Raw genomic sequence first — 22,068 nt, 5'->3', positions numbered from 1 at the left:
TACGCCATCGCGTCCTGGTCGTGGTATGCGTCGTTCTCGAACTTCAAGCAACACATCAGGCGGCCGCACAGGCCCGAGATTTTGGACGGATTGAGCGACAGGCTCTGATCCTTCGCCATCCGGATGGAGACGGGATCGAACTCGCCCATCCAGGTGGAACAACACAACAGGCGCCCGCACGGGCCAATTCCGCCGAGGATCTTCGCCTCGTCCCGCACGCCAATTTGCCGGAGCTCGATCCGCACGCGGAACACGCTGGCCAAATCTTTCACCAGTTCGCGAAAATCCACGCGCCCGTCGGCGGTGAAGTAGAAGATGAGCTTGTTCCGGTCGAACGTGTACTCCGCGTCCACGAGCTTCATCTCCAGGCCGTGCTTCGCCACCTTCTCGCGAAACACCCCCATCGCCTGCTTGGCGCGCCGGCGATTCTCCTCCACCACCGCCCGGTCCGCCTCCGTGGCGATCCGCATGACCTCTTTAAGAGGCAGGACGACGTCGTCCTCCGCCACCTGTTTCGGCCCCACCACCACGCGCCCGCACTCAATCCCGCGCGTGGTCTCGACGATCACGTCCGCGCCCTTTTCTATCGGAAGATCGCCGGGATCGAAATAATAAATCTTCCCGGCCGGTTTGAAGCGCACGCCGACTATCGTCACCATGAGGTTGTAACCTCCCGCAAACGGACGCACATCTGCTCAAGGTTGAGCAGCCAAGCGACGTGCGACTGAAGGCGCAGTCTCGCTTCCATCACCGCCTGAACACACGCCGCATACTGCTCCACCTCGAGAATGGGAGCAATGCGCCTCGCGGCCTCTTGCCACTCCGCAAAGCGCTCCGCCTGGCCGCCCGAGCGAACCCGCATGAGCTCGCGGAGCCACTCGGCGAGGAGCAAGAGGCCCTCTTCCGCGGGGACATCCTTTGCAATCGACTGCCAAGACGCGGCCATCTCCCAGGGCGTAGCGCCACCGCTGAGCCACGTCTCCGTCCATTCTATCACCCGTTCCATGAGCCCGGCAAACGAAGGATCTTCCGCACTTGCGGCGCGCGCCACGACCGAGATGGACGTCGGATCCGTGGATAGAAAAGGAGGCGAGGCGGAAAGGAGGCAGGTGAACGAGCGGGATCGAAGGGTGGACAGCACTTTCTGACGGCTCTTCGCGGTGAGAATCGCGTACGTCTCCGGCGCGGGCTCCTCGAGGGTCTTGAGCATGCGGTTGGCCGCGACAGGCGTCATCTCGTCGGCGCCGTAGAGCACGTACACCTTGCGCGTCCCGTGGCCTTTCGTGGCAAGCCACGCCTGCAGCGCCTCCACGTCGCCCGCCTTGAGCCCTTCCTCTCCCGAAGCCCAAAAGTCGGGGTGCGATCCGGCCGAAAACTGCGCGCAACTTCGGCACCGCCCGCACGGCGCATCCGCTCGCGGCGCCTCGCAAAGCAGCGCTTGGGCGAGCCACCTCGCGGCCCTCTCAGCCTGGCTCGACTCGCCCACCAAGAGCACCGCATGCCAGAGTTCGCCCGCGCGAAGCCGCCTCACGAGGACCTCCGGCAGCCCGACCGCCCCATCCAGGCGGCCATTCGCTTTCGACGCTCCCAAACTGTCGACCGCCTTTCCGAGATCAGAACTGCTCGAACCGCTCGATGTCGAGCACGAACACCGTCGCGCCGCCCACCTGGACGTTGACCGGATAGGGAATGTACGACTCCATGCTCGCCCCCATCGGCGACATGGGGGCCACCACCTGCTCGCGCGCCTTGCAGGACCGCTGAATGATCTGCATCACGCGGTCCACCAGGTGGTCCTCCACGCCGATGAGAAACGTCGTGTTGCCCGCGTGCAAGAAGCCGCCGGTCGACGCCAGCTTCGTCGCGCGGATATCCTCCTTGACGAGATTCTGCGCCAGCTTGTTGCTGTCTTTATCCTGAACCACGGCGATCACGAGCTTCACGTGGGCTCACCCACCTCTACAAGTGTTGTTGGATGAGATTCCATACCAGCGCCCGGATCTCCTGCTCGATGTCGTCCGGCGATCTCGCCGCGTCGATCCGCTTGCGCACCTCCGGCGCCGCGCGCCACAGCCGCTCGAACGCGTCCGCCACGCGCTCGAAAAACGCCTCATCCCGGCGCTCGATCCGGTCGAGTCCGCCACCCTCCGCGCGGGCCCGGAGGCGCGATCGCGCAGTGGGCCAGTCGAGATCGAACCAGAGCGTCAGATCCGGGCGCAGGCCGCCGAGGGCGTACTCGTTCAGCGCCTCGACCCAAGCCTCTCCGAGGCCGAGCCCTGCGCCCTGGTAGGCGATGGACGCGTCCACGAACCGATCGCACAGGACGATCTCGCCCCGCGCCAGCGCGGGCCTGATGAGCTCCTCGACGTGCTGCGCCCGCGAGGCGGCGTACAGGAGCGCTTCCGTCCGCGGCGCCATTTCCTGATGGCGCGGGTCGAGCAAAATGGCGCGGACGGCGTCGCCGATGCGCGTGCCGCCCGGCTCCCGGGTGACGATCACGGGGAGTCCCTGCGCCTCGAGCCACGCGGCGAGCCTGAGGAGTTGGGTCGTCTTGCCTGCGCCATCAATGCCTTCAAACGTGATGAGGAGTCCTTTACGCATCGCACACCTCAATCGATCCGTCTGCGCCCACGCCCACGACGTCGTGGCCGTCCTGCCACAGCCGCGCCAGAAGCTCGGCGTGTCGTTCCGAGATCACCTGTCCGGGCCAGAGGGCCGGCACGCCTGGGGGGTACGGCGCGATGGGCCGCTTGGCGATACACCCCGCGGCCTCGCGCAGCGGCACGCGCCGCCCGGGTGCGCGGTCAATGACGCTGGGGCGGATGGCGAGTTCCGCAGGCGCCTCGTAGAGATAGGCGCCCAACCACCCGTCCTCGCGCTCCATCTCGCCCTCCTCCTCGCGCCACGCCCGGTACGCCTCAAAGAAGCGGGCCACGTCTCGCTCCGTCTGCCCAAAGCCGAACAGCGCCAGCGCGCCCGAGGCATCCCAGTATTCGAGGAACATGCCCTCGTCTTCGAGCCGCTTGGCCAATTGGGCGCTCCGCGCCTTGGAACCCGTCGGAATCCAGAGCCGCATGGGATCGGCGTCGGCGTCGAACGCGCGGTACGCCTGCAGCCGGTCCAGCGTCTCCCGGACCAGGTCTCGGCCGGATCGCAGAAAAGCCTGCGCGGCATCGAGGGCGGCCAGGAGCAAGTAGGACGGGCTCGTCGTGTGGAGAAACAGGAGCGACTCGTGAACGCGATCCGCGAGCTCCGGGCGCAAAACGTGCATCCACGCGGCCTGGGTCAGGCAGGGCAGCGTCTTGTGCGGACTCTGGATGACGACGTCCGCCCCCTGCGCCACGCTGTGAGGAGGCAGGCGCGGATCGAGCCCAAAATGCGCCCCGTGCGCCTCGTCCACGAGAAGGAGCGCGCCGTGGCGATGGGCCACGTCGGCGAGGCCGCGCACGTCCGCCACCAGGCCTGGGTAGGTGGGACTCGTCACGAAGACGGCCCTCACGCCCGCACACCGGCGGAGCGCCGCCTCGAGTGAAGAGGGCGAGGGCGGATCGAACGCCTGCCGCGCCGCGTTCCACCGAGTCGGCACAAAGACCGGCGCAGCGTCGGCGTACACCAGCCCCCGCCAGACGCTCATGTGGCACGGGCCTAGGATGAGCACGCGATGGCCCGGCGCCGGGCACGCGCCCTTGAGCGCAGCCATCACGCACGCCGTGGCGCCGTTCACGGAGTAATAGGTTCGGTACGCGCCGTAGTGGCGCGCGCAAAGTTCCTCCGATGCCGCGATGCAGTCGCTCGCACTGTGGAAGTTGTCGAGCCCCGGAAGCTCCGTCAGGTCGAGCTTCATGGCCTGTCCCAACCACGCCGACAGAGGCTGGGGCAGATACCTGCCGTGATGTCCCGGCACGTGAAAGGACGCCCGCTCTCGCGCCGCATGGCGCATCAGGCGATCCAGGATGGGCGTCTCGGCGGCGCCCAGTTCCACGCCCCTCGTCACTCGCCTGAACCTCCGCGGCGAAACAGGTCGGCCCTCCTGCGAACCTCGTGCCGAACGAGCCAACCGAGCGCGCCTGCGCTCGCGATGGTGTACAACACGCCGAAAAGCGGCCAGATGACCTTGTTCAAGCCGTTTCAACGCTCCTTTTCGTGCCCCTGAAAGATGTTCTCATTGTACCATGGCTCACCGGCTGACCGCGAAGCGCTCGAAGCGCTGCGATCCGCCGCTTCGAACAAAGAGACGCGAAAGGCGCACCGCAGCTGCGATGCGCCCGCGACCTCCGCAGGAGGCGAAAACTCACGTTCACAGCGACAAAGCCGATAGCCAAATCAGCTTCATCTGCTCCACATAGCGGCGATAGGCCTCGTCCTCGACATCTGTCTGGACGATCTCGCGCTCACACGCGTGGCAAATCAGTTGCCCGCACACCCGCATGCCCTCTTGTCCAGTACGGCCGCAGATGATGCAGTTGTCCGAGGGACAAGCCGCACCCCAAAGCTCCTCGAGATCCGCCATCTCTCTCATCGCACCATCACCTTCTCAGAGAGGCCATTTTGTCGCCCGACACATGTCCATTGTTGCACGAAATCCGTCGCGGCATACGCCAAACCCTTTGGTTTCGTTTCCAATGGCACACTCCCACCGTATGTCGCATGTCGAGCGCGGTTCCGAACGCAGCCACGGATTCGGGCTTCGGGCAGGGCTCCGTGCTATAATCTCTTCGAAGTGGGGGTGGAGAGGTGAATTCGCCCGGATCGGGTACGGCCAAACTGGCTCGCGGAACCTCTCTGTACGTGATCTGCGTGGCCCTGGCGAAGGTGTTGGGGCTGGTCTGGGTCATTCCCGTGACCGCGATCATCGGACCGACAGGCAACGGCATCTATGGAAACGCCTATGCCGTTTACAATATTCTTCAGCAACTTGCAACCGCGGGCTTCCCGCTCGCCATGGGGAAACTCATCGCCGAGCGCAGAGCGCAAGGAGAACGCGCGGTGGTGGAACACATTTACCGCGTGACGATGCGCTCCCTCATGATCTTCAGCGTCTGCGCTTTCGCGATCATGTGGTTCGGAGCGCCGATTTTCGCACACATGGTCTCGCTCAAGGACAGCGCGGCGTCCGTGGAACAGAACGTGCCGAGTCTACGCGCGGTGTCGCTCATGCTGCTCGTCATCCCCGCGATGAGCGGGCTGCGCGGTTATCTGCAGGGTTTTCAGCGCCTCGAAGGGCCCGCGTATTCGCAGACATTCGAACAGTTGTTCCGCGTCATCGCGATGGTGGTAGGCGCCTATCTCGTGGTGGACGTGTGGCACCGGGATCGCGCGGTGTATGGCGCGGCTGCGGCGACCTTCGGAGGGTTTGTGGGCGGACTCGCGGGCCTCATTCTGCTCGTGGCTTTTGCAATTCCGATTCGCAGGCGCGAGCGTCCGCTGGGCTACGACGACAGCCCATTTCGCAGCGGGCAGATCCTGCGCATGGTGTATCGCATTGCGCTTCCCGTCAGCCTGGGCGGCTTGGTCGTTCCCATCGCCAACCTGGTCGATTCGTGGACGGTGACCAATCTTCTCCAAGTGAGCGGCGAAAGCTACGCCCAGGCGGTAGCCAACTACGGCATCCTGACGCGCCAGGCGATGTATCTCGTCATGTTGCCGATGTCGTTCGCATACGCCATCGGTGTATCGGTGTTACCCAGCGTTTCAGCAGCGAAGGCGAAGCGAAGCCAGGCGGACCTGCAGATGAACATCACGTTCACGCTGCGAACGATGTTCCTCATGAGCTTCCCCACGTCGGCTGCGCTGCTTGTCCTGAGTCGCCCCATCAACCTGGCCCTGTTCGGGACGACCGCCGGATCGGACATCATCTCGACGGTTTCGTTCATGAGCATCTTTGCCAGCATGGAACTGATCTCCACGTACGTGCTGCAGGGCCTCGGCAAGATGTACCGCCCCGTGCGGAACATGTTCCTCGGCCTCGGCATCAAAACCGTTCTCAACTTCGCGCTGATTTTGAGCTTGCACAACGCGCTCGGCGCGGCCCTTGCCACGACATTCGGATACATTGTCTCTTCTCTCCTCAACGTGGCCGCGGTGCGCAAGTACGGTCAGGTGCGATTCTCGCTGCGCCGTCTCATGCGGCCCTTTTTCCGATCGGCGCTCGTCGCCGCCATCGCCATGTTTGGCGCGGACTACGGACTCGGGCGGTTGCTGCATGCGGGGCAAGGCGTGGAGGGACGGTTGGCGGCCGTGATCGAGCTGGTGGTGGCGGGTGGCGTGGGCGCGCTCGTCTACCTGCTGCTCGTGGCGCGATCCGGCGCGATGACGGAGGAAGAGTTTCGCAGCGTGCCGGGCGTCGGCAAGTATCTCGGCAAGATGGCGCGCAGATTGCGCAAGCCGCCCCGGCGGCCTGGCACGGAGCGGCTACGCAAGTACCCATAAGTGAAGCACGACAAGCGCGGCGAGCCCCGGCAGCCCCAGAAAGCCAGCCGCAAGGACCGTGATGGGATTGAGCGGCAAGTGGAAGCCGAGGTAGCTGCCGACGGCGTCCACAGCCCCCATGAGCAGACAACCGAGCAGCAGCCCGCGCAGCATCCACAGCAGCGCACGACTCGGCTTTTGGAAGAATTGGCTCACGACAAGGGCGCCGAGCACCACGGCACCGCACCAGAGCCATACGGATGACACGTGCATGGACGACCCTCCCTGGCGTCAGTCGACGCGCCACTCGTCGGAGGTCCAGGCGAACTCGGGCCCGTCGAACGAGATCCCGTACTCGCGCGCGAGTCGAAACAGGTAATTGAGCTGGCGCTCCGCGGCGCTCATGCGAAACACGACGTGATCGACGAGCAGCGGATCCGAGACGCTTTCGAACTGACGCCTGGCGATCTCGAGCTCGCGCCAGCTCTTGAGGATCTCGCGAAGAAACCGCTGCCGGTCCATGGGATCCGGCCGATCGAGCGGGTGTGGTTCGGGTCGCGCGCGGTGCTCGGTCTCAGGCAGCATGCAAGCGCCGGATCGCCTTCGCGCCCACGGCATAACCGTGTGCGCCGCGGAGGCCTGTGGGGACGACTTGGGGTCCGATGGCGTCACGCTCCGGTCCCTCCCTTGTCCAAGTTAATACATCATAGGCGAGAGGGACGCGGAATATGACTCGTGGCAGTGTCCAGGATGGGACACGAGCGGGAAAGGATCGGATGCTTAAGAGATCTTGCGGTTGAGCCAACGCTGGACGCCATCACCGAGGAGATTGAAGGAGACGACACTGAACACAAGCGCTAGTCCTGGAAATAATACGAGCCAAGGGGCCAGTTGCAGATAGCCTTGGGCAGACTGTAACATCGAACCCCAGCTCGCTGTGGGAGGCTGAACCCCTAGCCCCAAGTACTCCAGGCTTGCCTCAGCTACAATGCTCGAGGCCATCGCGAGCGTAGCCTGCACGATGATGGGGGTTAGGGCGTTCGGCAGAATGTGGCGAAAAATGATGCGCGCGTGAGTGCATCCCACCACCCTAGCCGCATCAATGTAATCCTTCCCTAGTTCCTGAAGCATTTGTGCTCGCGCGGTTCGAGCAAACGTAGGCACAAGGCCGATTCCGATCGCGATCATGGCATTTCGAGATCCTGGGCCGAGCATCGCAGCGAGCACAAGCGCAAGGATGAGGAAGGGGAAAGCCTGGATTGCGTCGATGATTCGCATGATGACCCAGGTGTCAAGGAATCCTCGGTAGTATCCCGCAAAGAGACCGACGGGCACCCCAAGTCCTGCACCCACGACAAGCGCCCCAACACTGACTTCCATCGAAGTGCGTGCCCCAAACAGAATCCGGGACAATTGGTCGCGGCCCAGTTGATCCGTTCCGAACCAGTGATGCGCCGATGGCCCTTGAAGCACCGCACTGTAATCGACTTGATTGGGTCCATACGGTGCAATGTAAGGAGCCATCGCCGCAACGACTAGGATGAAGAGCACTAGGGCACCACCAGCCGCAAGTGACGGGTTAGTGATACGAAGCAACCTTGGGGGCAGAGTTCGCGCCGGCGAGGATGTTGGCTCCACGGGTGAGAAATGGGGATCGGGTGCAAGGCTCATGCTTCCATCCTCCCGTCCGTGCGAATCCGCAGATCGATCCGGCTATACGTGAGATCGATAAGCAAGTTTACGATGATGACAATGAGCGCAGCGACCAGTGCTGTACCCTGCACGGTAGTGTAATCTCGACTAAAGACACTCTGCACCAAAAGTTGCCCAAATCCCGGCAAAGAGAAAACTTGCTCCGTGATGACCAATCCACCCAACAGCCCGGCTATCTGCAGCCCGCCTGCGGTAAGAACCGGGACCAATGCGTTGGGGAGCGCATGCCTTAAGGTGACCGCAGCTCCCTTAAGGCCCTTTGCCCAAGCTGTCCGCACAAAGTCCTCACCAAGTGCGTCCATCAGGCTGGAGCGCAACATGCGCAAGAGTACGGCAGCCTCCCTGATGCCGGTCGCAACGCACGGAAGAAGCATGCATTCCAGGTTTTTCAACGGGTCCTGCCAGATCGGTACATAGAGCGAGTTCGCCACCAAGTGGAACTTGACGGTGAAAAGCAGCAAAAACAAAATTCCCAGCCAGAAAGGAGGTACTGAAATGCCAACAGTCGCGGTAAACATCGCGACAAAATCAGCCACACGCCCCCTCATGACAGCAGCCGCGACTCCAAGAGGAAACGCGATGAGAATCGCGACGATCATCGTGCCGAACGCAAGTTCTACTGTAACGGGCAGACGCTGCAGGATAAGTTGTGACACGGGTTCGTGGTCGACAAGCGACGTGCCAAGGTCCCCTCGCAATACGTTCAACAGCCATGTCAGGTACTGCATCAACAGGGGCTTGTCGAGCCCCATCTGGGCATCCAAGGCATGGATTGCCTGCGGCGTTGCGTCCTGCCCAAGGAGAATTTCTGCCGGGTTACCTGGAATAAGGTGGTAGTGTCCCGTCAAGAGGTGTAAATTCACCGTTTGTGTCTACTGTGTGACATCGGTCGGCTTTGTCCCGTTCCGGGCGATATCGACCGTCTTCACGCTCTGTCAAGGGACGCTTCGCTCGTCCTCTGGACGCCCTTGACGTCGCGCTCGCCGGTCGATTCCAAGCCATTAGGGGACAAAGCCTTGGTCTGCCATGCTCGCACGCCCCTTCCCACACGTTATTTTTGCAACATCGCCTCGGCTGCGAGGAGCGGACGGTTGGGCTTGAGTTTCGCCATCGACTCCAGGCTGAAATATCGCCGCGACACCAGCCATTCTTCGTGCTGCTCTTGCAAAATCGCTCCAGCGAGGCGCACTACCGATGCTCGATTCGGGAAAATCCCCACGACGTCCATCCGCCGACGCATCTCTCGATTGAGCCGCTCGAGCGGGTTGGTCGAGCAGATCTGCCGCCAGTGCTCGATGGGTAGCGCCATAAACGCCAGCACGTCCTCCTCTGCTGCCTCCAAAATGTCCATCGCCTTCGGGAAACGCCCCCGGAGTTCCGCGACCACTCGGCGAAGCTGCTCGCGGGCCGCTTCTTGCGTGGGCTGGGTGAAGATCGTCCGGATGATCGAGGCCACCATCGACTGCTCCCTCTTCGGCACTTGGCTCAACACGTTCCGAATCGTGTGCACTTTGCAGCGTTGCCACGTCGCGCCCGTCAGCACTTCCGAAATGGCCTGGCGCAAGCCTGCGTGCGCATCGCTCACCACCAGACGCACGCCCCGAAGACCTCGCGCCTTCAGGCTGCGCAGAAAGTCCGACCAGAACGCGCCGTCCTCGCTCGTTCCGACATCGAATCCGAGTACTTCGCGCTCTCCGGTGTCCGTGACGCCAATGGCGATGACCAGCGCCATGCTCTGCACGCGGCCGCCCTCCCGCACCTTCGGGAACGTGGCATCCAGCCACACGTACGGATACTCACGCTCGAGCGGCCGCTCCTTGAACTGGCGAACCTCTTCATCGATGAGCTGGCAGAGGCGAGACACCTCGCTTTTGCTAATGCCATCCAGGCCCAACGCTCGCACCAGGTCATCGACCTTGCGGGTGCTCACGCCCTTCACGTACGCTTCCTGGATCACAGAAGCCAGCGCTTGTTCCGCTCGACGCCTGGGCTCCAGAATGGAAGGGAAGAAGCTGCCCTGACGGAGCTTTGGAATCTTCAAATCGACCGTCCCGAGGCGCGTGTCCCAGGCCCTTGAACGATAGCCGTTTCGTTGTGTGACACGGCTCTCCGTCCGCTCATAGCGCTCGGCACCGATTTTCTCTGCGGCTTCCGCATCGATGAGGAACTGCGTCACGAGTTGCATCAATTCCCGTAAAAAATCGATCTGATCCACGTCTTGCATCTTGCGAATCCATTCGAGAACTGCGAAGCTATTGAGCGAAGCCATCGTTGCGTGCCTCCTACTTTTGGTGTTGGTCACACTTAGTAGACACGCACGGTGGCTTCTTCGTCAATTGGAGACGACGAATTTTACACCACCACTTGAGACTCTAACAATAAGGTGAATGAAACTGAAAACCATGATACTTAAGAAAAACAATACCGGGATCGTTGTGATGAATCGCTCGATAACGTAGCGCACTCCATTCACCTTCTAACTGGGCCTCCCCACAGATGCGGCAGAGGCCCATGAGGATGTTGCGTGTCACGAGAGCCACATGGAGTACAGACGGAACACACCATCCGGATACGATTGGAATCCATGCAACTGCTTTGTGTACGCGTACGTGTTATTTGGGAAGTAAAGGAAAATATACGGATCCTGACGGTGTAATTCTTGAACAAATTCATCGTAGTAGACTTTTCTTTGTGTCATTGACAATGTCTCGCGAGCTTCGTCGAGCAACTTATCCGCTGTCGGGTCGCTAAAATTCGAGCCGTTTTGCGCCCCGCCCGTGTGCCAGAACTGATAAGCGTTGTTATCCGGATCAATGCGCCCCGACCACCCTAAGGCCGATGCCTGAAAGTCGTGGTTGGTGTTGTTCGCGAGCAACGTTCCGAACTCAAGTTGCTGAATATTCATCTGGATGTGATAGGGCTGGAGCATGCTCTGCACGATCTGCGCGATTTCAGTCGAAACAGGATTATTTGCCGTTTGGAGCGTGAAGCTGAAGCCATTTGGATCTCCAGCTTCCTTCAAGTACTTCCCCACGAGCTGAGAGTTTGGCGCAGGCGGCAGATCCAGGGCACGGTCAAAGACGGGAGATTCAGGACTGAATGGCCCCCAAGCAGGAGTCGCCTCTCCTTTCAATGCGACATTCACGAGTAGCGAACGATTGATGGCCGCATCGACAGCTAAGCGCAAATATTTGTTGTTAAATGGCGGCTGGGATACATTTAAATAAATCCCTTGATACCCAATACCAGGTTTGTTTGAGACCACGAAATTCGAGTTCTTTTCGAGAATAGGAAGTTGTTGCGATGGAACCTGGTCCGCAAGCTGGATGCTCCCATTTTCCAGATTGGTGATTTCGACATTCGGATCTGTGAAAATTTTGAATGTAACCCCACTCAGTTTTGGCTTACCTTTCCAATAATGCGGATTCGCAATCAGTGTGATGTGGTCGCCTTTCACACGACTGGAAAACATGAATGGCCCTGTTCCAACGGGACGGTCAGCATAGTTGGCCCCTTCTTTCTTCACTGCCGTCGGCGAAACCATCATGCCAGCGCGATCCGTCAGGACAGCGAGCAGAGGACTATAAGGATGCGAGAGATGTATGACAACCGTATACGTCGCCGGAGTTTCGATGCTCGCGATAGAGGAGAGCTCGCTTTTTCTTGCAGATGTAGGGGACATATCACGCATCAAGTTAAACTTAACTGCCTCTGCGTTGAACGGTGTTCCATCCTGAAATTTGATACCTCGTCGGAGCTGAAATGTGTATACAAGGCCGTCCTTGGACACGGAATACGATTCAACGAGATTCGGGACGATTTTTCCGCTCGGTGTGAGGGAGAAGAGCGTGTCATAAATGTTGGCCATTACCTGACGGTCGACGAGAGCACTTGAGAGCGCTGGATCGAGTGTGGCTGGATCCGCCTGCAGACCGACCGTGAGCGTCGTCATGCGAGCATCAGCGGCCTCAGAAGCAGGGGAGTTGGCCGACGCGGGTAAGGTTTCCATTTGTCCGCATCCGGTAACCATCCCCACGAGCGACATCGCTGCGAACGCACTGAACCATCGACTGCGTTTCATATCGGATGAACCCCCTTAAGCTTCATCTAAGATTTGTTCTTTAAAGGCATTCTTTGCGTCTCGAAAGCGTTCTGATATGACCCTAAGATCTTTGGCTACGTGTTGCTTCATAGCGGTATGTGCTCCAGCAGAATCCCTCCTTTCAATGTATTGGACGATTTGCTGGTGGTCTCCCACGATTTGAATATCCAGATTAGGGATGTCGAGAAGTGCTCGCCAATAGAACTGGACGAGATCGGTAATTTCCTGCATAGCTTTGAGAATCCTTCGATTCCCAGACATCTGCCATATGCATTCGTGGAACTCCTTGTTGAGTGCCACAATGCTGTCCCAGTCTCCGAGGGCAAGCGCCTGTTCAGTTTGTTTAACGTTCTCATGAAGCGCAGCAACACAAGTCGAATGCGCGTTCTCGGCAGCACGCTCAGCTGCCACCGGTTCAAGGGCGAGCCTCATCTCATACAGTTCCGCGAAGTCGCGCTGCGTAGGTTGAAATACTCGAACTCCGTCCGCATCCTCCACAAGAAGATCCCGTTGGATCAGAAGTCTTATCGCTTCGCGAACGGGGCTTCGACTGACTTGAAGCCTTTCCGCAATGTGAGTCTCCACCACCTTGTCACGAGGACGAAATTCCCCCGACAAGATGGCGTGGTAGAGATACTTGTACACTTGCTTGACCAAAGGCTCGCTCCGCTGAATGGCCGTCACAGATCGCCTCTCCATCCTGTTTGCATGCTGTCGACAGTCGACGGTCGACTACGTATCTATTACGAATTTGATTATATGCACTATCTATCTGTAAAATCAATTCATTCTGTAATGTTTGCTGCCACTTCTCCTATGAAAGGACTCCGAATTGATTCTTCAAACCACAAAAAAGGGAGCATCCTCGCCCCCCGTCCCCCTGCGCACACACTACGCCTCCTCGACTTCGCCCTCCACAAACGAGGTGCAATACGCGCAGCGTAGAGCCTCGAGCGGAATCTCGGATCGGCAAAAACGGCAGGTCTTCGTGTTCGGAGCCTTCACAGGTTCCGGCTTCTTCAGCCGGCTGAGCTGCCGGATCGCGACGAAGATCACAAGCGAGACAATCAGAAAATTGACGACCGTGTTGAGGAACAACCCGTACTGGATGATAGGGGCACCGGCGGCTTTGGCCGCGGCGAGAGATGGATAATGCTTCTTGGACAGATTGATGTACAGGTTGCTGAAGTCGACTTTGCCAAGCAAAAGCCCAATGGGCGGCATGATGACGTCATTGACGAGCGCGGTGACCATCTGCCCAAACGCCCCGCCAATGATGACAGCGACGGCCAGATCCATCACGTTCCCGCGTCGGATAAACGCTCGAAAGTCCTTGAAAAACTCCCGAAACACAACCGTACCTCCTGAACAGCGTGATTCTAGGCACGGCGAGGCAGCCCTCGTCCAAGCGCCGCGCTACAGCGCCCGCCTGCCCTCGAGGGCCTTCGCGAGCGTGACCTCGTCCGCGTACTCGAGATCGCCGCCCACCGGCAAGCCATGCGCGATGCGCGTCAGCTTGACCTGGAACGGCTTCAACAGGCGCGAGATGTACATCGCCGTCGCCTCGCCTTCGACGTTCGGGTTGGTGGCGAGGATGACTTCCTCAATCTCGTTCTCGCCCACTCGCGTCACCAGTTCCCGAATCCGAATGTCCTGCGGGCCCACGCCCTCCATCGGCGAGATGGCGCCGTGCAGCACGTGGTACAGCCCATGATACTCGCGCGTGCGCTCCATCGCGATCACGTCCCGCGGCTCCTGCACGACGCAGATGACGCGCCGGTCTCGGCGTGGGTCTCGGCAGATGGCGCACGGAGACGCTTCCGTGATGTTGCAGCAGACGGCGCACTCTGTGAGCCCCGTCTTGAGATCGATCAGCGCCTTGGCGAAGGCTTTAACGTCGGCCTCGCTCATCTCCAGCACGTGAAATGCCAGGCGCGCGGCAGTCTTCGGCCCAACGCCGGGCAACTTCATGAAATGTTCGATGGCCCGCGCCACCGGCTCCGGGTACCCGTACATCGTCAGAACATCCCCGGTAGATTGAGGCCGCGCGTGTACTTGCCCATGACTTCTTCGACGAGATCGTTCGCCTTCTGAGAAGCGTCCTGAATGGCCACGAGGATGAGGTCCTGGAGCATGTCCACGTCATCCGGCGACACGACGCTCTTGTCGATCTCGACCGCCACCACGTCCTTGTGCCCGTTCATCCGCACCTTGACGGCGCCGCCGCCCGCCGTGCCTTCGACCACTTTTTCCGCGAGCGACGCCTGGGCCTTCAGGATTTCTTCCTGCATCTTTTTCGCCTGGCGCATCAACTGGTTCATGTTTTTCATCGGTCGTCTCCCTCGTCTTCCACGGTCACTTTGTCAGCTCCAAACAGGTCGATGGCCAACTGGACCACATCCGTCGACGGCGCCTCGCCGTCTTCGCGCGATCCGGCTTCCTCGGCGAGGGCCGGAGCCAAAGACGCCGCAAACTCCTCCCAGTCGGCCTGCAGGATGGCAAAGAGATGCACAGGTTGTCCGAGCGCCTCGGCGAGCGCGGCTTCGATGGCCGCGCGATCCGCCGGTTTCATGACGGCCTCGCGGTGAATGCGGCTCTTGAATGACAGCACCACGGCGCGCGGCGTGGCGAGCGCCACCTCCCCGTGCAAAAGCCAAGCGTGCGTCTGCACGCGTTTCGCCTTCACGGACGCGAGCACGTCCTGCCACATCTCCCGCAGCCGCGCCTCGAGCGCCTCGTCGCGATCGCGATACAGCCGCGCCAGCGTCTCGCGCTTGCGGTGCGCGGCCGCGCGGGCGGGGGCGGATCGAGTCACCGCCTCACGCGCATCCGGATCGCCCTGCGCAACTTCGGGCGCCGGAGGCGCCGGGGCGGACGCCTGAACGGGCAAATCGGCGTCGGCTTGAGCCGGCTGCTCGGGTGGGCGTCCCTCCCGCCGGGCGGCGGCACCCGTGCGCGCCGGTTCGATGGAACCCGCCGGATCCACGTCGTCTTTGGACCGCCTCTCGGCCGCGAGGCCCATCAGCACCGCTTCGAGCGCCAAACGCGGCTCTTCCACGTATCGAAGCTGCGTGTAGAGTTCGCCCAGCTTGCGCATGGCGGCCAGCAGCCAGTCTACTGTGACGTCATCGCGGGACGCCACCGGTTGATACGGATCCACAGGCTTGCCGGCGAGGGCGTCCGGGCTTTGCGACAGCTTGACGATAAACAAATCGCGCACCACTTGCAACAGGTCGTGCACGATGCGGCTCGCATCCTTGCCCGACGCGTACCAGCGCCCGAGCCTGTCCATGGCCGAGAGGAACGAGCGCCCGGCGAGATCGCCCACGAGCGCCACGAGCGATCCGATATCGACGCTGCCCACCACATCGGCGACGGTTGTGTCATCGATCCGGCCGTTCCCAAACGCCGCCGCCTGTTCAAACAGCGCGAGCGCGTCGCGCAATCCCCCGTCGGCCGCTTCAGCAAGCCGCCACAGCGCGGAATCGGCCGCTTCAATCCCCTGGCTCTGCGCCACGAGGCGCAGGCGCTCCACAATGGCTTCCGGCGCGATGCGGCGGAAATCGAATCGCTGGCACCTCGAGATGATGGTCGCAGGAAGGCGGTGGGGCTCCGTGGTGGCGAGCACAAACAAGACGTGCGCCGGCGGCTCCTCCAGCGTCTTGAGGAGCGCGTTGAACGCCTCCGGCGTCAGCATGTGGACCTCGTCCACGATGTAGACCTTCTTCTTCGCCATCGTGGGGAGGTAATGGACGTGATCGCGCAGATCCCGGATCTCGTCCACGCCGCGGTTGGACGCGGCGTCAATTTCCTGCACATCCACGTTCGATCCGCGCTGAATGCTCGTGCAGGCCTCGCAGGCGTTACAGGGCTCGAAGCCGTCTCTCGGCTGCAGACAGTTGACCGCCTTGGCCAAGAGCTTCGCGGTGCTTGTCTTTCCCGTACCGCGCGGCCCGCAAAACAGGTATGCATGCGCCAGCTGCCCGCTTTTCAGCGCGTTGGTCAAGGTCTGGCGCACATGAGGCTGTCCGACCAAGTCCTCGAACGTCTGCGGGCGATACGCGCGGTAGAGTGCCTGGTACGCCATGCTGGGCCTCCTTCCACCGATACTCTACCATAGGAGGAGGCCCGTTTCACGGCGAGGCGAACATCGAACGCCCACCCGAAAGCCCGGCCGGGGCGGAGGCAGGTGCGCTCAGAGAGGAGATGGTCCGCCGTCATCGAATCTTCCCCTTGATGGAAACGCCAAAACCATCTGAACGCTTGCAGGGAGGCGATTTGATGGCGCCTATCCTCGTCCTCCTCGCGCCCATCGCGGGGGCGCTCTTCGCCAACGTCGTTCCGCAGACGGCGGTGCCGCTCGGATTCTGGCGCGGGCTCGTCGTGCAATGCACTCTCGTCGCCGCGCCGCTCGCCGCCACCTGGTGGGGCCCCGTCCGATGGCGAGACCTTCCGCTCATGAGCACGGGCGCGCGCCGTTCCTTCACGCTGGGAATCGCCTACAGCCTCGTCTACCTGTTCCTTCTCTTCGCCGCCCAAGACATGGGGTTCCGCGTCTCGCACTTCGACCTCGCCCGCCGCGCCCTCGGCCTCCCCGCGGTGCTCGTCCTTTACGTGCCCCTGTGGGGTTTCCTCGAAGCCCTGTGGATGTCCTACGTCTACGCCTATCTCGATCTCGCCCTCTTGCGCCGCCCGCACCCCTCGTGGCCCGGGCTTGCGCTCGGCGGCGCGTGGTTCGGCGCGCTTCACGCGGCCGTTCAGGTGTTGGCCTACCACGTGCCCTGGGCTCGCGCATGGCCCGATGTGGCGATTGGCGTCCTGTTCTGCATCACGCAGTCCATTACGAAATGGTCGCGCAACGCGTGGGGCGCCGCGCTGTTCTGGACCGTGAGCAACTTCTGAACGGTCAGGACGACTGGCGGTGGCGAATCACCTGGAGCGACGACGATCTCGTCTGCGGCAGCGACACCGTGAACGTCGTGCCGAACCCTTTCGAACTCACGCGAATGTGCCCGCCGTGATCGGCCACGATGCGCTGACAGATGGCGAGACCGAGGCCCGTGCCCTTCTCCTTCGTGGTGTAGAACACGTCGAAGATGCGGTCGAAGAGGTAGTACGGAATCCCTGGACCTGTGTCGGAGAACTCGATCTCCACGCGCCCTTCTTCCGCGCGAGCGCGAATGGTGAGCCGTCCGCCTTTGTCCATCGCCTCGATGGCGTTTCTCGCGAGATGGGCGAACAGCTGATCCATCATGCCGCGATCCGCCTGCAGTTCGAGATCGGCCGGAACCTCGTACACCGTCTCGACGCCCCGCTTGCGGGCCTCCTCGTCGAGCCAAGGGCGCAGGTGGCCGAGCACCTCAGATACAGACACCGTGGTCCACGTCATGTCCTGCGGCTTTGACAGCAGTAAAAGCTCCGTCACGAGCGCGTTGACCCGCTCAATTTCCTGCATCATCACGCGGATGTACGCGATCTCGTCGAACATGTCCACGCGCTCGAGGCGCTGCTCGAGCAACTGGAGGAATCCCTTGATGGTCGTCAACGGGTTGCGAATTTCGTGCGCCACGCCCGCAGCCAGGCGCCCGATGGTCGCGATGCGCTCAATTTTCTCCGTGTGTTGGTTGAGCAGCGCGAAGTTGCCCATGTCCCGCAGCACGACGTACACGCCCGCTTCATCCGTCTCCGCGTGACGCGCGACGAACGAGTCCATGAGGACGTGGCGAACCGTGCCGCCCGCCTCCCACTTGACGACCACGTCCCGATACTCGCAGTCCTCGACCACGATGCGGCAGAGCAATTGGTATTCCTCAGAATCTATCGGCAAAACCTCGTAAAGAGGCGCGATGCATCGTTCTTCCGTCCACCCGAACAAGTCCTTGGCGAGCCGGTTCTCCAGGCGAATGAGCAGGTCTTTCGAGAGAAATACCACGCCCGCGTGGATGAGGTTCACTTGCCCGGAGAGCGATTCACGAACCGCGCTCGACTTGCGTGCGCCGCGCACAAGCATCACCCACTCTATGTCGCAGTCGTTGTCTTGGGTGTATTCGTAGCTCCAGGAGCAAATCCTGCTCCATCGACGAAAGATCCCGGGATTCGACGACGTTCGACACGAGCGCAGCATGGGCCAGCGCACAGCAAAACGCGGCCTTGAACCAAACCCCGATCAGGCACCCCCGCGTCGCCCGAAAGGTCTCCCTTAGTGCTGCTTCCGTCAGGACCTGACACGGTTCGGGAGTTTTCGCCGCGCGGGACCCAATCAGGATTTGGTCCAAAGCCGCGTTTTTTCGCCCATTTTGGCACAATCGGTGTCCGGCTCGCCGGACACCGATCTTTCTGGCGGAGAGAGTGGGATTCGAACCCACGAGGCCCTTGCGGACCTACCCGCTTTCGAGGCGGGCTCTTTCGACCACTCAGACATCTCTCCGCGATGGTCTCAGGACACTTCCCCGTCGCGCCGCTTCAGTCGGCGCTTCCGGAAGAAGTCCGTTAATAGTTTAGCACAATCGTCCGCCAGAATGCCAGAGGTAATTTGCGGCGCGTGATTCCAGAGCCCCGGCTCCAAAAGCCGGACCTTGGACGCCACGGCCCCGCCCTTCGCATCCGTCGCGCCGTACACGACGCGTTGCACCCGCGACAGGACGATGGCTCCGGCACACATCGGACAAGGCTCAAGTGTGACATATAAGACGCAATTTGTCAAGCGCCAGCCGCCCAGCCGACGGCTCGCCTCCTCGATGGCCAACATCTCCGCGTGCGCCGTCCCATCCCGCCACGTCTCCCGGCGGTTGAACCCCTCGCCGACGATGCGCCCGTTCTCCACTACCACGGCGCCCACGGGCACCTCGCCCCAGCGAGCCGCCTCCTCCGCCAGTTCCAGCGCCCGGCGCATGAACCGCTCGTCGGCTGCCTGTTCCATCATGCGCGCAATCCGCCCTCGTCTTCCGCCGGCGACGCATCTGCATCGCCCGAGCCCGGGTGATGCGGGTGGCTCGATACCCGAAGCGCCGCCTGGGTCAGCTCGCGGAGGATGTCGGATCGAAGTTGGGGCCGCAGATACTCCACCTGAACGTAGAGCTGCCCCTCATCCGTCGTGGCGTAGCGCGGAGGCAGGTGGTTCAGCGCCATCGCCAGGACGTCGTCGAGGCATTGATCGCAATGGCACGGCAGCAGCTTCTGAAGCTCCGGATCCTTCAAGATCTGCCTCGCCAGCACCTCGGTCATATTGACGATGGGCATCGGCATCTCCTCCTCGCGCAGCGCCTTTCTCGCCCCAGTATACCAAAACCGCGAAGCGGCCGCGCCGAACTCCTGGGCACCTATCCTGGCCCGCCCGCATAAGGTATGTCGATTCCGTGGTCTACGCCAAGTGGCGTCATGCGAAGGAGGAACTGCCCATGTGCGGAATTGCTGGCTGGGTCGACTGGACGCGCGATCTGCGGCCGGACATCGACATCGTGAAACAAATGGGGCAGGCGCTCGTGTCGCGCGGCCCCGACGCAAGCGGCTGGTTCGCGGCGGCGCACGCGCTCTTCGCCCACCGCCGGCTGATTGTGGTCGATCCGGAAGGCGGCAAGCAGCCGATGACCCGCACGGTGAACGGACGCAGCTACACCATCGTGTACAACGGCGAGCTGTACAACACAGAAGACCTGAGGCGCGATCTCGCCGCGCGCGGCTACGGCTTCGATGGCTATTCGGACACCGAGGTGCTGCTCGTCTCGTACATCGCCTGGGGCGAGGCGTGCGTCGAGCGGCTGAACGGCATCTTTGCGTTCGCCATCTGGGATCAGGCCGAGGAGAAGCTCGTGCTCGGACGAGATCGCCTGGGCGTGAAACCCCTGTTTTTCACGCGCATCGGGGATGGATTGGCGTTTGGGTCCGAGCTCAAGGCGCTCCTCGCGCACCCGAGCGTGGAGCCGGTCATTGACGAGACGGGGCTCGCCGAGATCTTCGCCATCGGCCCCGCGCGAACCCCCGGGCTCGGCGTGTTCAAGGGCATCGAGGAGTTGAAACCGGGGCATCTGCTCATCGCGCGGCCAGAGGGGATCTCCGTCCGGCGCTACTGGAAGCTCGAGAGCCGCGAACACGCGGATTCCCTGGAGAAGACGGTGGAGACGGTGCGCCATCTCTTCATCGACACCGTCGAGCGCCAATTGGTCTCCGATGTGCCGCTTGGGACGTTTCTGTCGGGCGGCCTCGACTCGAGCGCGGTGTCGGCCGTCGCGGCGCGCTACTACCAGCGCATGAAGCGCGATCCCCTGCATACGTACGCGATCGAGTTCGTCGACATGGAGAAGTACTTTCAGGCGAACGCGTTCCAGAAGAGCCTGGACGGCCCGTGGGCCAAGATGATCGCCGAGCACATCGGCAGCGTCCATCACCCCATCGCCTTTGACACGCCGGATTTGGAGCGCCACCTCGCCGATCCACTGTTCGCGCGCGATCTCCCCGGCATGGCGGACATCGACACGTCGCTTTATCTCTTCTGCAAGCGCGTGAAGGAAGACGTCACCGTGGCCCTGTCCGGCGAGGCGGCGGACGAAGTGTTCGGCGGTTATCCGTGGTTTCACCGCGAGGACGCGCTCGCCGCGGACACGTTCCCATGGTCGCTGAGGCTGTACGAGCGCATGGCCATCATGTCTGACGAACTGAAGCACCGCATCCGCCCCGAATCGTACGTCAAGGAGCGGTACCACGAAGCGCTTGACGAGGTGCCACGCCTGCCTGGAGAGACGGGCCGCGCCGCGCGCGTGCGGGAGATTGGCTATTTGTCCATCACGCGCTTCATGCCCACGCTGCTCGACCGCAAGGACCGCATGAGCATGGCGTCCGGCCTCGAGGTGCGGGTGCCGTTCTGCGATCACAGGCTGGTGGAATACGTGTTCAACATTCCTTGGGAGCTGAAGACGGCGGGCGGCGAGGTCAAGGGCATCCTGCGGCTGGCCATGGAAGACTTCCTGCCTCGGGAAGCGCTGTACCGCAAGAAGAGCCCGTACCCTTCCACACCCCACCCGGCGTATCTGGCCCTCGTGCGCCAGCGGGCCCTCGCCATGCTGAACGATCCGTCCTCGCCCATCCTGCCGTTTGTCGATTCGAACGCCATTCGCGCCTTGGCGGAGATGAGCAAGCATCCCATGGAGCACCGGCCGTGGTTCGGCCAGATCATGGGCACCGCCCAGATGTTCCACTACTTGTGGGAAGTGAACGAGTGGATGAAGGCGTACCGCGTGCGGGTGATGTGAGGGTGGCAACAGGCACCCAGGCTCCTGCCGGGCCGGGGACCCCGTGGCCGGTCCGCGCACGTGGGTCGCGCATAGCGGCCCCACCTTTCGCGCAGGCTAGCGGCAGACCGAAGGAGGCTGGTCATCATGGTGCCGGACTGGCTGTGGGGACTCGCGTTTGTCGTGGGCATCGCCGCGGCTTGGGCCGTGGTGGACATCCGCGTGCGACGGCACGACGCGCGAACGGGCCGAGACCAATAGCTCGGCCCGTTCGCGCGATAGGGCAAATCGCCTGCTCCCGTCGGGAGAAAAGGTGTATGTGATGCGATGATGTGCGAGGTGGTCTTCGCGGCCTTGCGCAGATGAATGGCGGCGCCGACGGCCTCATCGGGCCTGTCAGCGCCGCTCCCCAGGGGAATCGAGCGGATGCACGGGTTCTTCGTGTTTGCGCATGACGTGATCCCAATACAAGAGTCCCCCGCCGACGAGCATGAGCATCACCGAGAGGATGATCATCCACATGATGGTCTCGGAATCGAGATCCTGAAACCACGACGCAAATTCAGGGCCCACGGCGCTCCACCCCGCTTTCAGCGAGTAGTGTGCGCGGAACGCCTCGCC

At 61.9% G+C, this 22,068-nt stretch carries 24 protein-coding genes, 1 tRNA gene, 1 other RNA gene and 1 pseudogene; 3 read left to right on the top strand and 24 right to left on the bottom strand.

From position 1 onward, the window contains the following. Positions 1–23: 23 nt before the first annotated feature. The 7 genes and pseudogenes from AACI_RS00640 to AACI_RS00615 form a co-directional block, all read right to left on the bottom strand. Positions 24–659: pseudogene (locus AACI_RS00640) on the bottom strand (PSP1 domain-containing protein); the annotation flags it as partial. Further along, positions 653–1,591, bottom strand: a complete 939-nt coding sequence (locus tag AACI_RS00635; protein ID WP_012809576.1) for a DNA polymerase III subunit — start codon at positions 1,589–1,591, stop codon at positions 653–655. The gene AACI_RS00635 and the pseudogene AACI_RS00640, both read right to left, overlap by 7 nt. Positions 1,592–1,613: 22 nt before the next feature. After that, positions 1,614–1,943: a cyclic-di-AMP receptor gene (locus tag AACI_RS00630; protein WP_008337998.1), complete on the bottom strand. Its 330-nt coding sequence runs from the start codon at positions 1,941–1,943 to the stop codon at positions 1,614–1,616. Positions 1,944–1,959: 16 nt separating this feature from the next. Beyond that, positions 1,960–2,601 carry a dTMP kinase gene (tmk, locus tag AACI_RS00625; protein ID WP_012809575.1) on the bottom strand — a complete coding sequence of 214 codons (642 nt, stop codon included), beginning with the start codon at positions 2,599–2,601 and terminating at the stop codon, positions 1,960–1,962. After that, complete coding sequence (locus AACI_RS00620) at positions 2,594–3,994, bottom strand: aminotransferase class I/II-fold pyridoxal phosphate-dependent enzyme (protein ID WP_012809574.1); 1,401 nt, start codon at positions 3,992–3,994, stop codon at positions 2,594–2,596. The genes tmk and AACI_RS00620 overlap by 8 nt, the downstream gene beginning before the upstream one ends. Next, the gene (locus tag AACI_RS17075) at positions 3,991–4,122 is read right to left on the bottom strand and encodes a hypothetical protein (RefSeq protein WP_012809573.1); all 132 of its coding nucleotides are present in this window, start codon (positions 4,120–4,122) and stop codon (positions 3,991–3,993) included. The genes AACI_RS00620 and AACI_RS17075 overlap by 4 nt, the downstream gene beginning before the upstream one ends. Before the next feature lie 175 nt (positions 4,123–4,297). After that, positions 4,298–4,519, bottom strand: coding sequence for a sigma factor G inhibitor Gin (locus AACI_RS00615; protein WP_012809572.1), 222 nt, complete (start codon positions 4,517–4,519; stop codon positions 4,298–4,300). A 215-nt stretch (positions 4,520–4,734) separates the two neighbouring features. On the opposite strand from AACI_RS00615, the gene AACI_RS00610 reads away from it, so the two are divergent. After that, positions 4,735–6,429 carry a putative polysaccharide biosynthesis protein gene (locus AACI_RS00610; protein ID WP_012809571.1) on the top strand — a complete coding sequence of 565 codons (1,695 nt, stop codon included), beginning with the start codon at positions 4,735–4,737 and terminating at the stop codon, positions 6,427–6,429. Here AACI_RS00610 and AACI_RS00605 read toward each other — a convergent pair. From AACI_RS00605 to dnaX, 11 genes are all read right to left on the bottom strand, one after another. Continuing rightward, entirely contained in the window at positions 6,412–6,681 is a 270-nt protein-coding gene (locus tag AACI_RS00605; RefSeq protein ID WP_012809570.1) for a pro-sigmaK processing inhibitor BofA family protein, read from the bottom strand. The two genes, AACI_RS00610 and AACI_RS00605, sit on opposite strands and share 18 nt — an antisense overlap. Before the next feature lie 18 nt (positions 6,682–6,699). Then, positions 6,700–7,080 (bottom strand): DUF2508 family protein, encoded by a 381-nt coding sequence (locus AACI_RS00600; RefSeq protein WP_012809569.1) that lies wholly within the window; start codon positions 7,078–7,080, stop codon positions 6,700–6,702. 108 nt (positions 7,081–7,188) lie between these two features. Beyond that, on the bottom strand, positions 7,189–7,932 hold the full coding sequence (locus AACI_RS00595; RefSeq protein WP_245530646.1) for an ABC transporter permease: 744 nt from the start codon (positions 7,930–7,932) through the stop codon (positions 7,189–7,191). 143 nt (positions 7,933–8,075) lie between these two features. Continuing rightward, complete coding sequence (locus AACI_RS00590) at positions 8,076–8,969, bottom strand: ABC transporter permease (protein ID WP_148213708.1); 894 nt, start codon at positions 8,967–8,969, stop codon at positions 8,076–8,078. A 203-nt stretch (positions 8,970–9,172) separates the two neighbouring features. Then, positions 9,173–10,390 (bottom strand): IS256 family transposase, encoded by a 1,218-nt coding sequence (locus tag AACI_RS00585; protein WP_012809566.1) that lies wholly within the window; start codon positions 10,388–10,390, stop codon positions 9,173–9,175. Between the two features lie 258 nt (positions 10,391–10,648). Next, entirely contained in the window at positions 10,649–12,202 is a 1,554-nt protein-coding gene (locus tag AACI_RS00580; RefSeq protein WP_012809565.1) for an ABC transporter substrate-binding protein, read from the bottom strand. 15 nt (positions 12,203–12,217) lie between these two features. After that, entirely contained in the window at positions 12,218–12,907 is a 690-nt protein-coding gene (locus AACI_RS00575) for a GntR family transcriptional regulator (RefSeq protein WP_012809564.1), read from the bottom strand. A gap of 207 nt (positions 12,908–13,114) precedes the next feature. Beyond that, positions 13,115–13,576: a large conductance mechanosensitive channel protein MscL gene (gene mscL, locus AACI_RS00570; RefSeq protein WP_012809563.1), complete on the bottom strand. Its 462-nt coding sequence runs from the start codon at positions 13,574–13,576 to the stop codon at positions 13,115–13,117. 63 nt (positions 13,577–13,639) lie between these two features. Then, positions 13,640–14,239, bottom strand: coding sequence for a recombination mediator RecR (gene recR / locus AACI_RS00565; protein ID WP_012809562.1), 600 nt, complete (start codon positions 14,237–14,239; stop codon positions 13,640–13,642). Positions 14,240–14,241: 2 nt separating this feature from the next. Continuing rightward, positions 14,242–14,553 (bottom strand): YbaB/EbfC family nucleoid-associated protein, encoded by a 312-nt coding sequence (locus AACI_RS00560; RefSeq protein WP_012809561.1) that lies wholly within the window; start codon positions 14,551–14,553, stop codon positions 14,242–14,244. Continuing rightward, the gene (dnaX, locus tag AACI_RS00555) at positions 14,550–16,310 is read right to left on the bottom strand and encodes a DNA polymerase III subunit gamma/tau (RefSeq protein WP_012809560.1); all 1,761 of its coding nucleotides are present in this window, start codon (positions 16,308–16,310) and stop codon (positions 14,550–14,552) included. Before dnaX ends, AACI_RS00560 begins: the two co-directional genes overlap by 4 nt. Before the next feature lie 194 nt (positions 16,311–16,504). Between dnaX and AACI_RS00550 the strand changes: the two genes are divergently transcribed. Continuing rightward, the gene (locus AACI_RS00550) at positions 16,505–17,125 is read left to right on the top strand and encodes a hypothetical protein (protein ID WP_012809559.1); all 621 of its coding nucleotides are present in this window, start codon (positions 16,505–16,507) and stop codon (positions 17,123–17,125) included. A 4-nt stretch (positions 17,126–17,129) separates the two neighbouring features. On the opposite strand, the gene AACI_RS00545 is transcribed toward AACI_RS00550, so the two are convergent. The 5 genes from AACI_RS00545 to AACI_RS00530 all read right to left on the bottom strand — a co-directional run bounded on the left by AACI_RS00545 (position 17,130) and on the right by AACI_RS00530 (position 19,462). Continuing rightward, positions 17,130–18,233, bottom strand: coding sequence for a two-component system sensor histidine kinase NtrB (locus tag AACI_RS00545; protein WP_012809558.1), 1,104 nt, complete (start codon positions 18,231–18,233; stop codon positions 17,130–17,132). A gap of 125 nt (positions 18,234–18,358) precedes the next feature. Then, positions 18,359–18,562, bottom strand: an RNA gene (gene ffs / locus AACI_RS15675) — signal recognition particle sRNA large type. Next, a tRNA-Ser gene (locus AACI_RS00540) sits at positions 18,561–18,650 on the bottom strand. The genes ffs and AACI_RS00540 overlap by 2 nt, the downstream gene beginning before the upstream one ends. A 9-nt stretch (positions 18,651–18,659) precedes the next feature. Beyond that, positions 18,660–19,145, bottom strand: coding sequence for a tRNA adenosine(34) deaminase TadA (gene tadA, locus AACI_RS00535; protein ID WP_012809557.1), 486 nt, complete (start codon positions 19,143–19,145; stop codon positions 18,660–18,662). Beyond that, positions 19,142–19,462 (bottom strand): late competence development ComFB family protein, encoded by a 321-nt coding sequence (locus tag AACI_RS00530; RefSeq protein WP_012809556.1) that lies wholly within the window; start codon positions 19,460–19,462, stop codon positions 19,142–19,144. The genes tadA and AACI_RS00530 overlap by 4 nt, the downstream gene beginning before the upstream one ends. A gap of 158 nt (positions 19,463–19,620) precedes the next feature. On the opposite strand from AACI_RS00530, the gene asnB reads away from it, so the two are divergent. Then, a complete protein-coding gene (gene asnB / locus AACI_RS00525) occupies positions 19,621–21,468 on the top strand; it encodes an asparagine synthase (glutamine-hydrolyzing) (RefSeq protein ID WP_012809555.1) in 1,848 nt (615 codons plus the stop codon). A gap of 375 nt (positions 21,469–21,843) precedes the next feature. On the opposite strand, the gene AACI_RS16480 is transcribed toward asnB, so the two are convergent. Beyond that, on the bottom strand, positions 21,844–22,020 hold the full coding sequence (locus AACI_RS16480; RefSeq protein WP_012809554.1) for a hypothetical protein: 177 nt from the start codon (positions 22,018–22,020) through the stop codon (positions 21,844–21,846). Positions 22,021–22,068 lie beyond the last annotated feature (48 nt).

This window comes from Alicyclobacillus acidocaldarius subsp. acidocaldarius DSM 446 (genome assembly GCF_000024285.1).
Classification (GTDB): domain Bacteria; phylum Bacillota; class Bacilli; order Alicyclobacillales; family Alicyclobacillaceae; genus Alicyclobacillus; species Alicyclobacillus acidocaldarius.
Note: the sequence above shows the minus strand (reverse complement) of the source record. Positions and strands in the feature narration are given on the sequence as shown.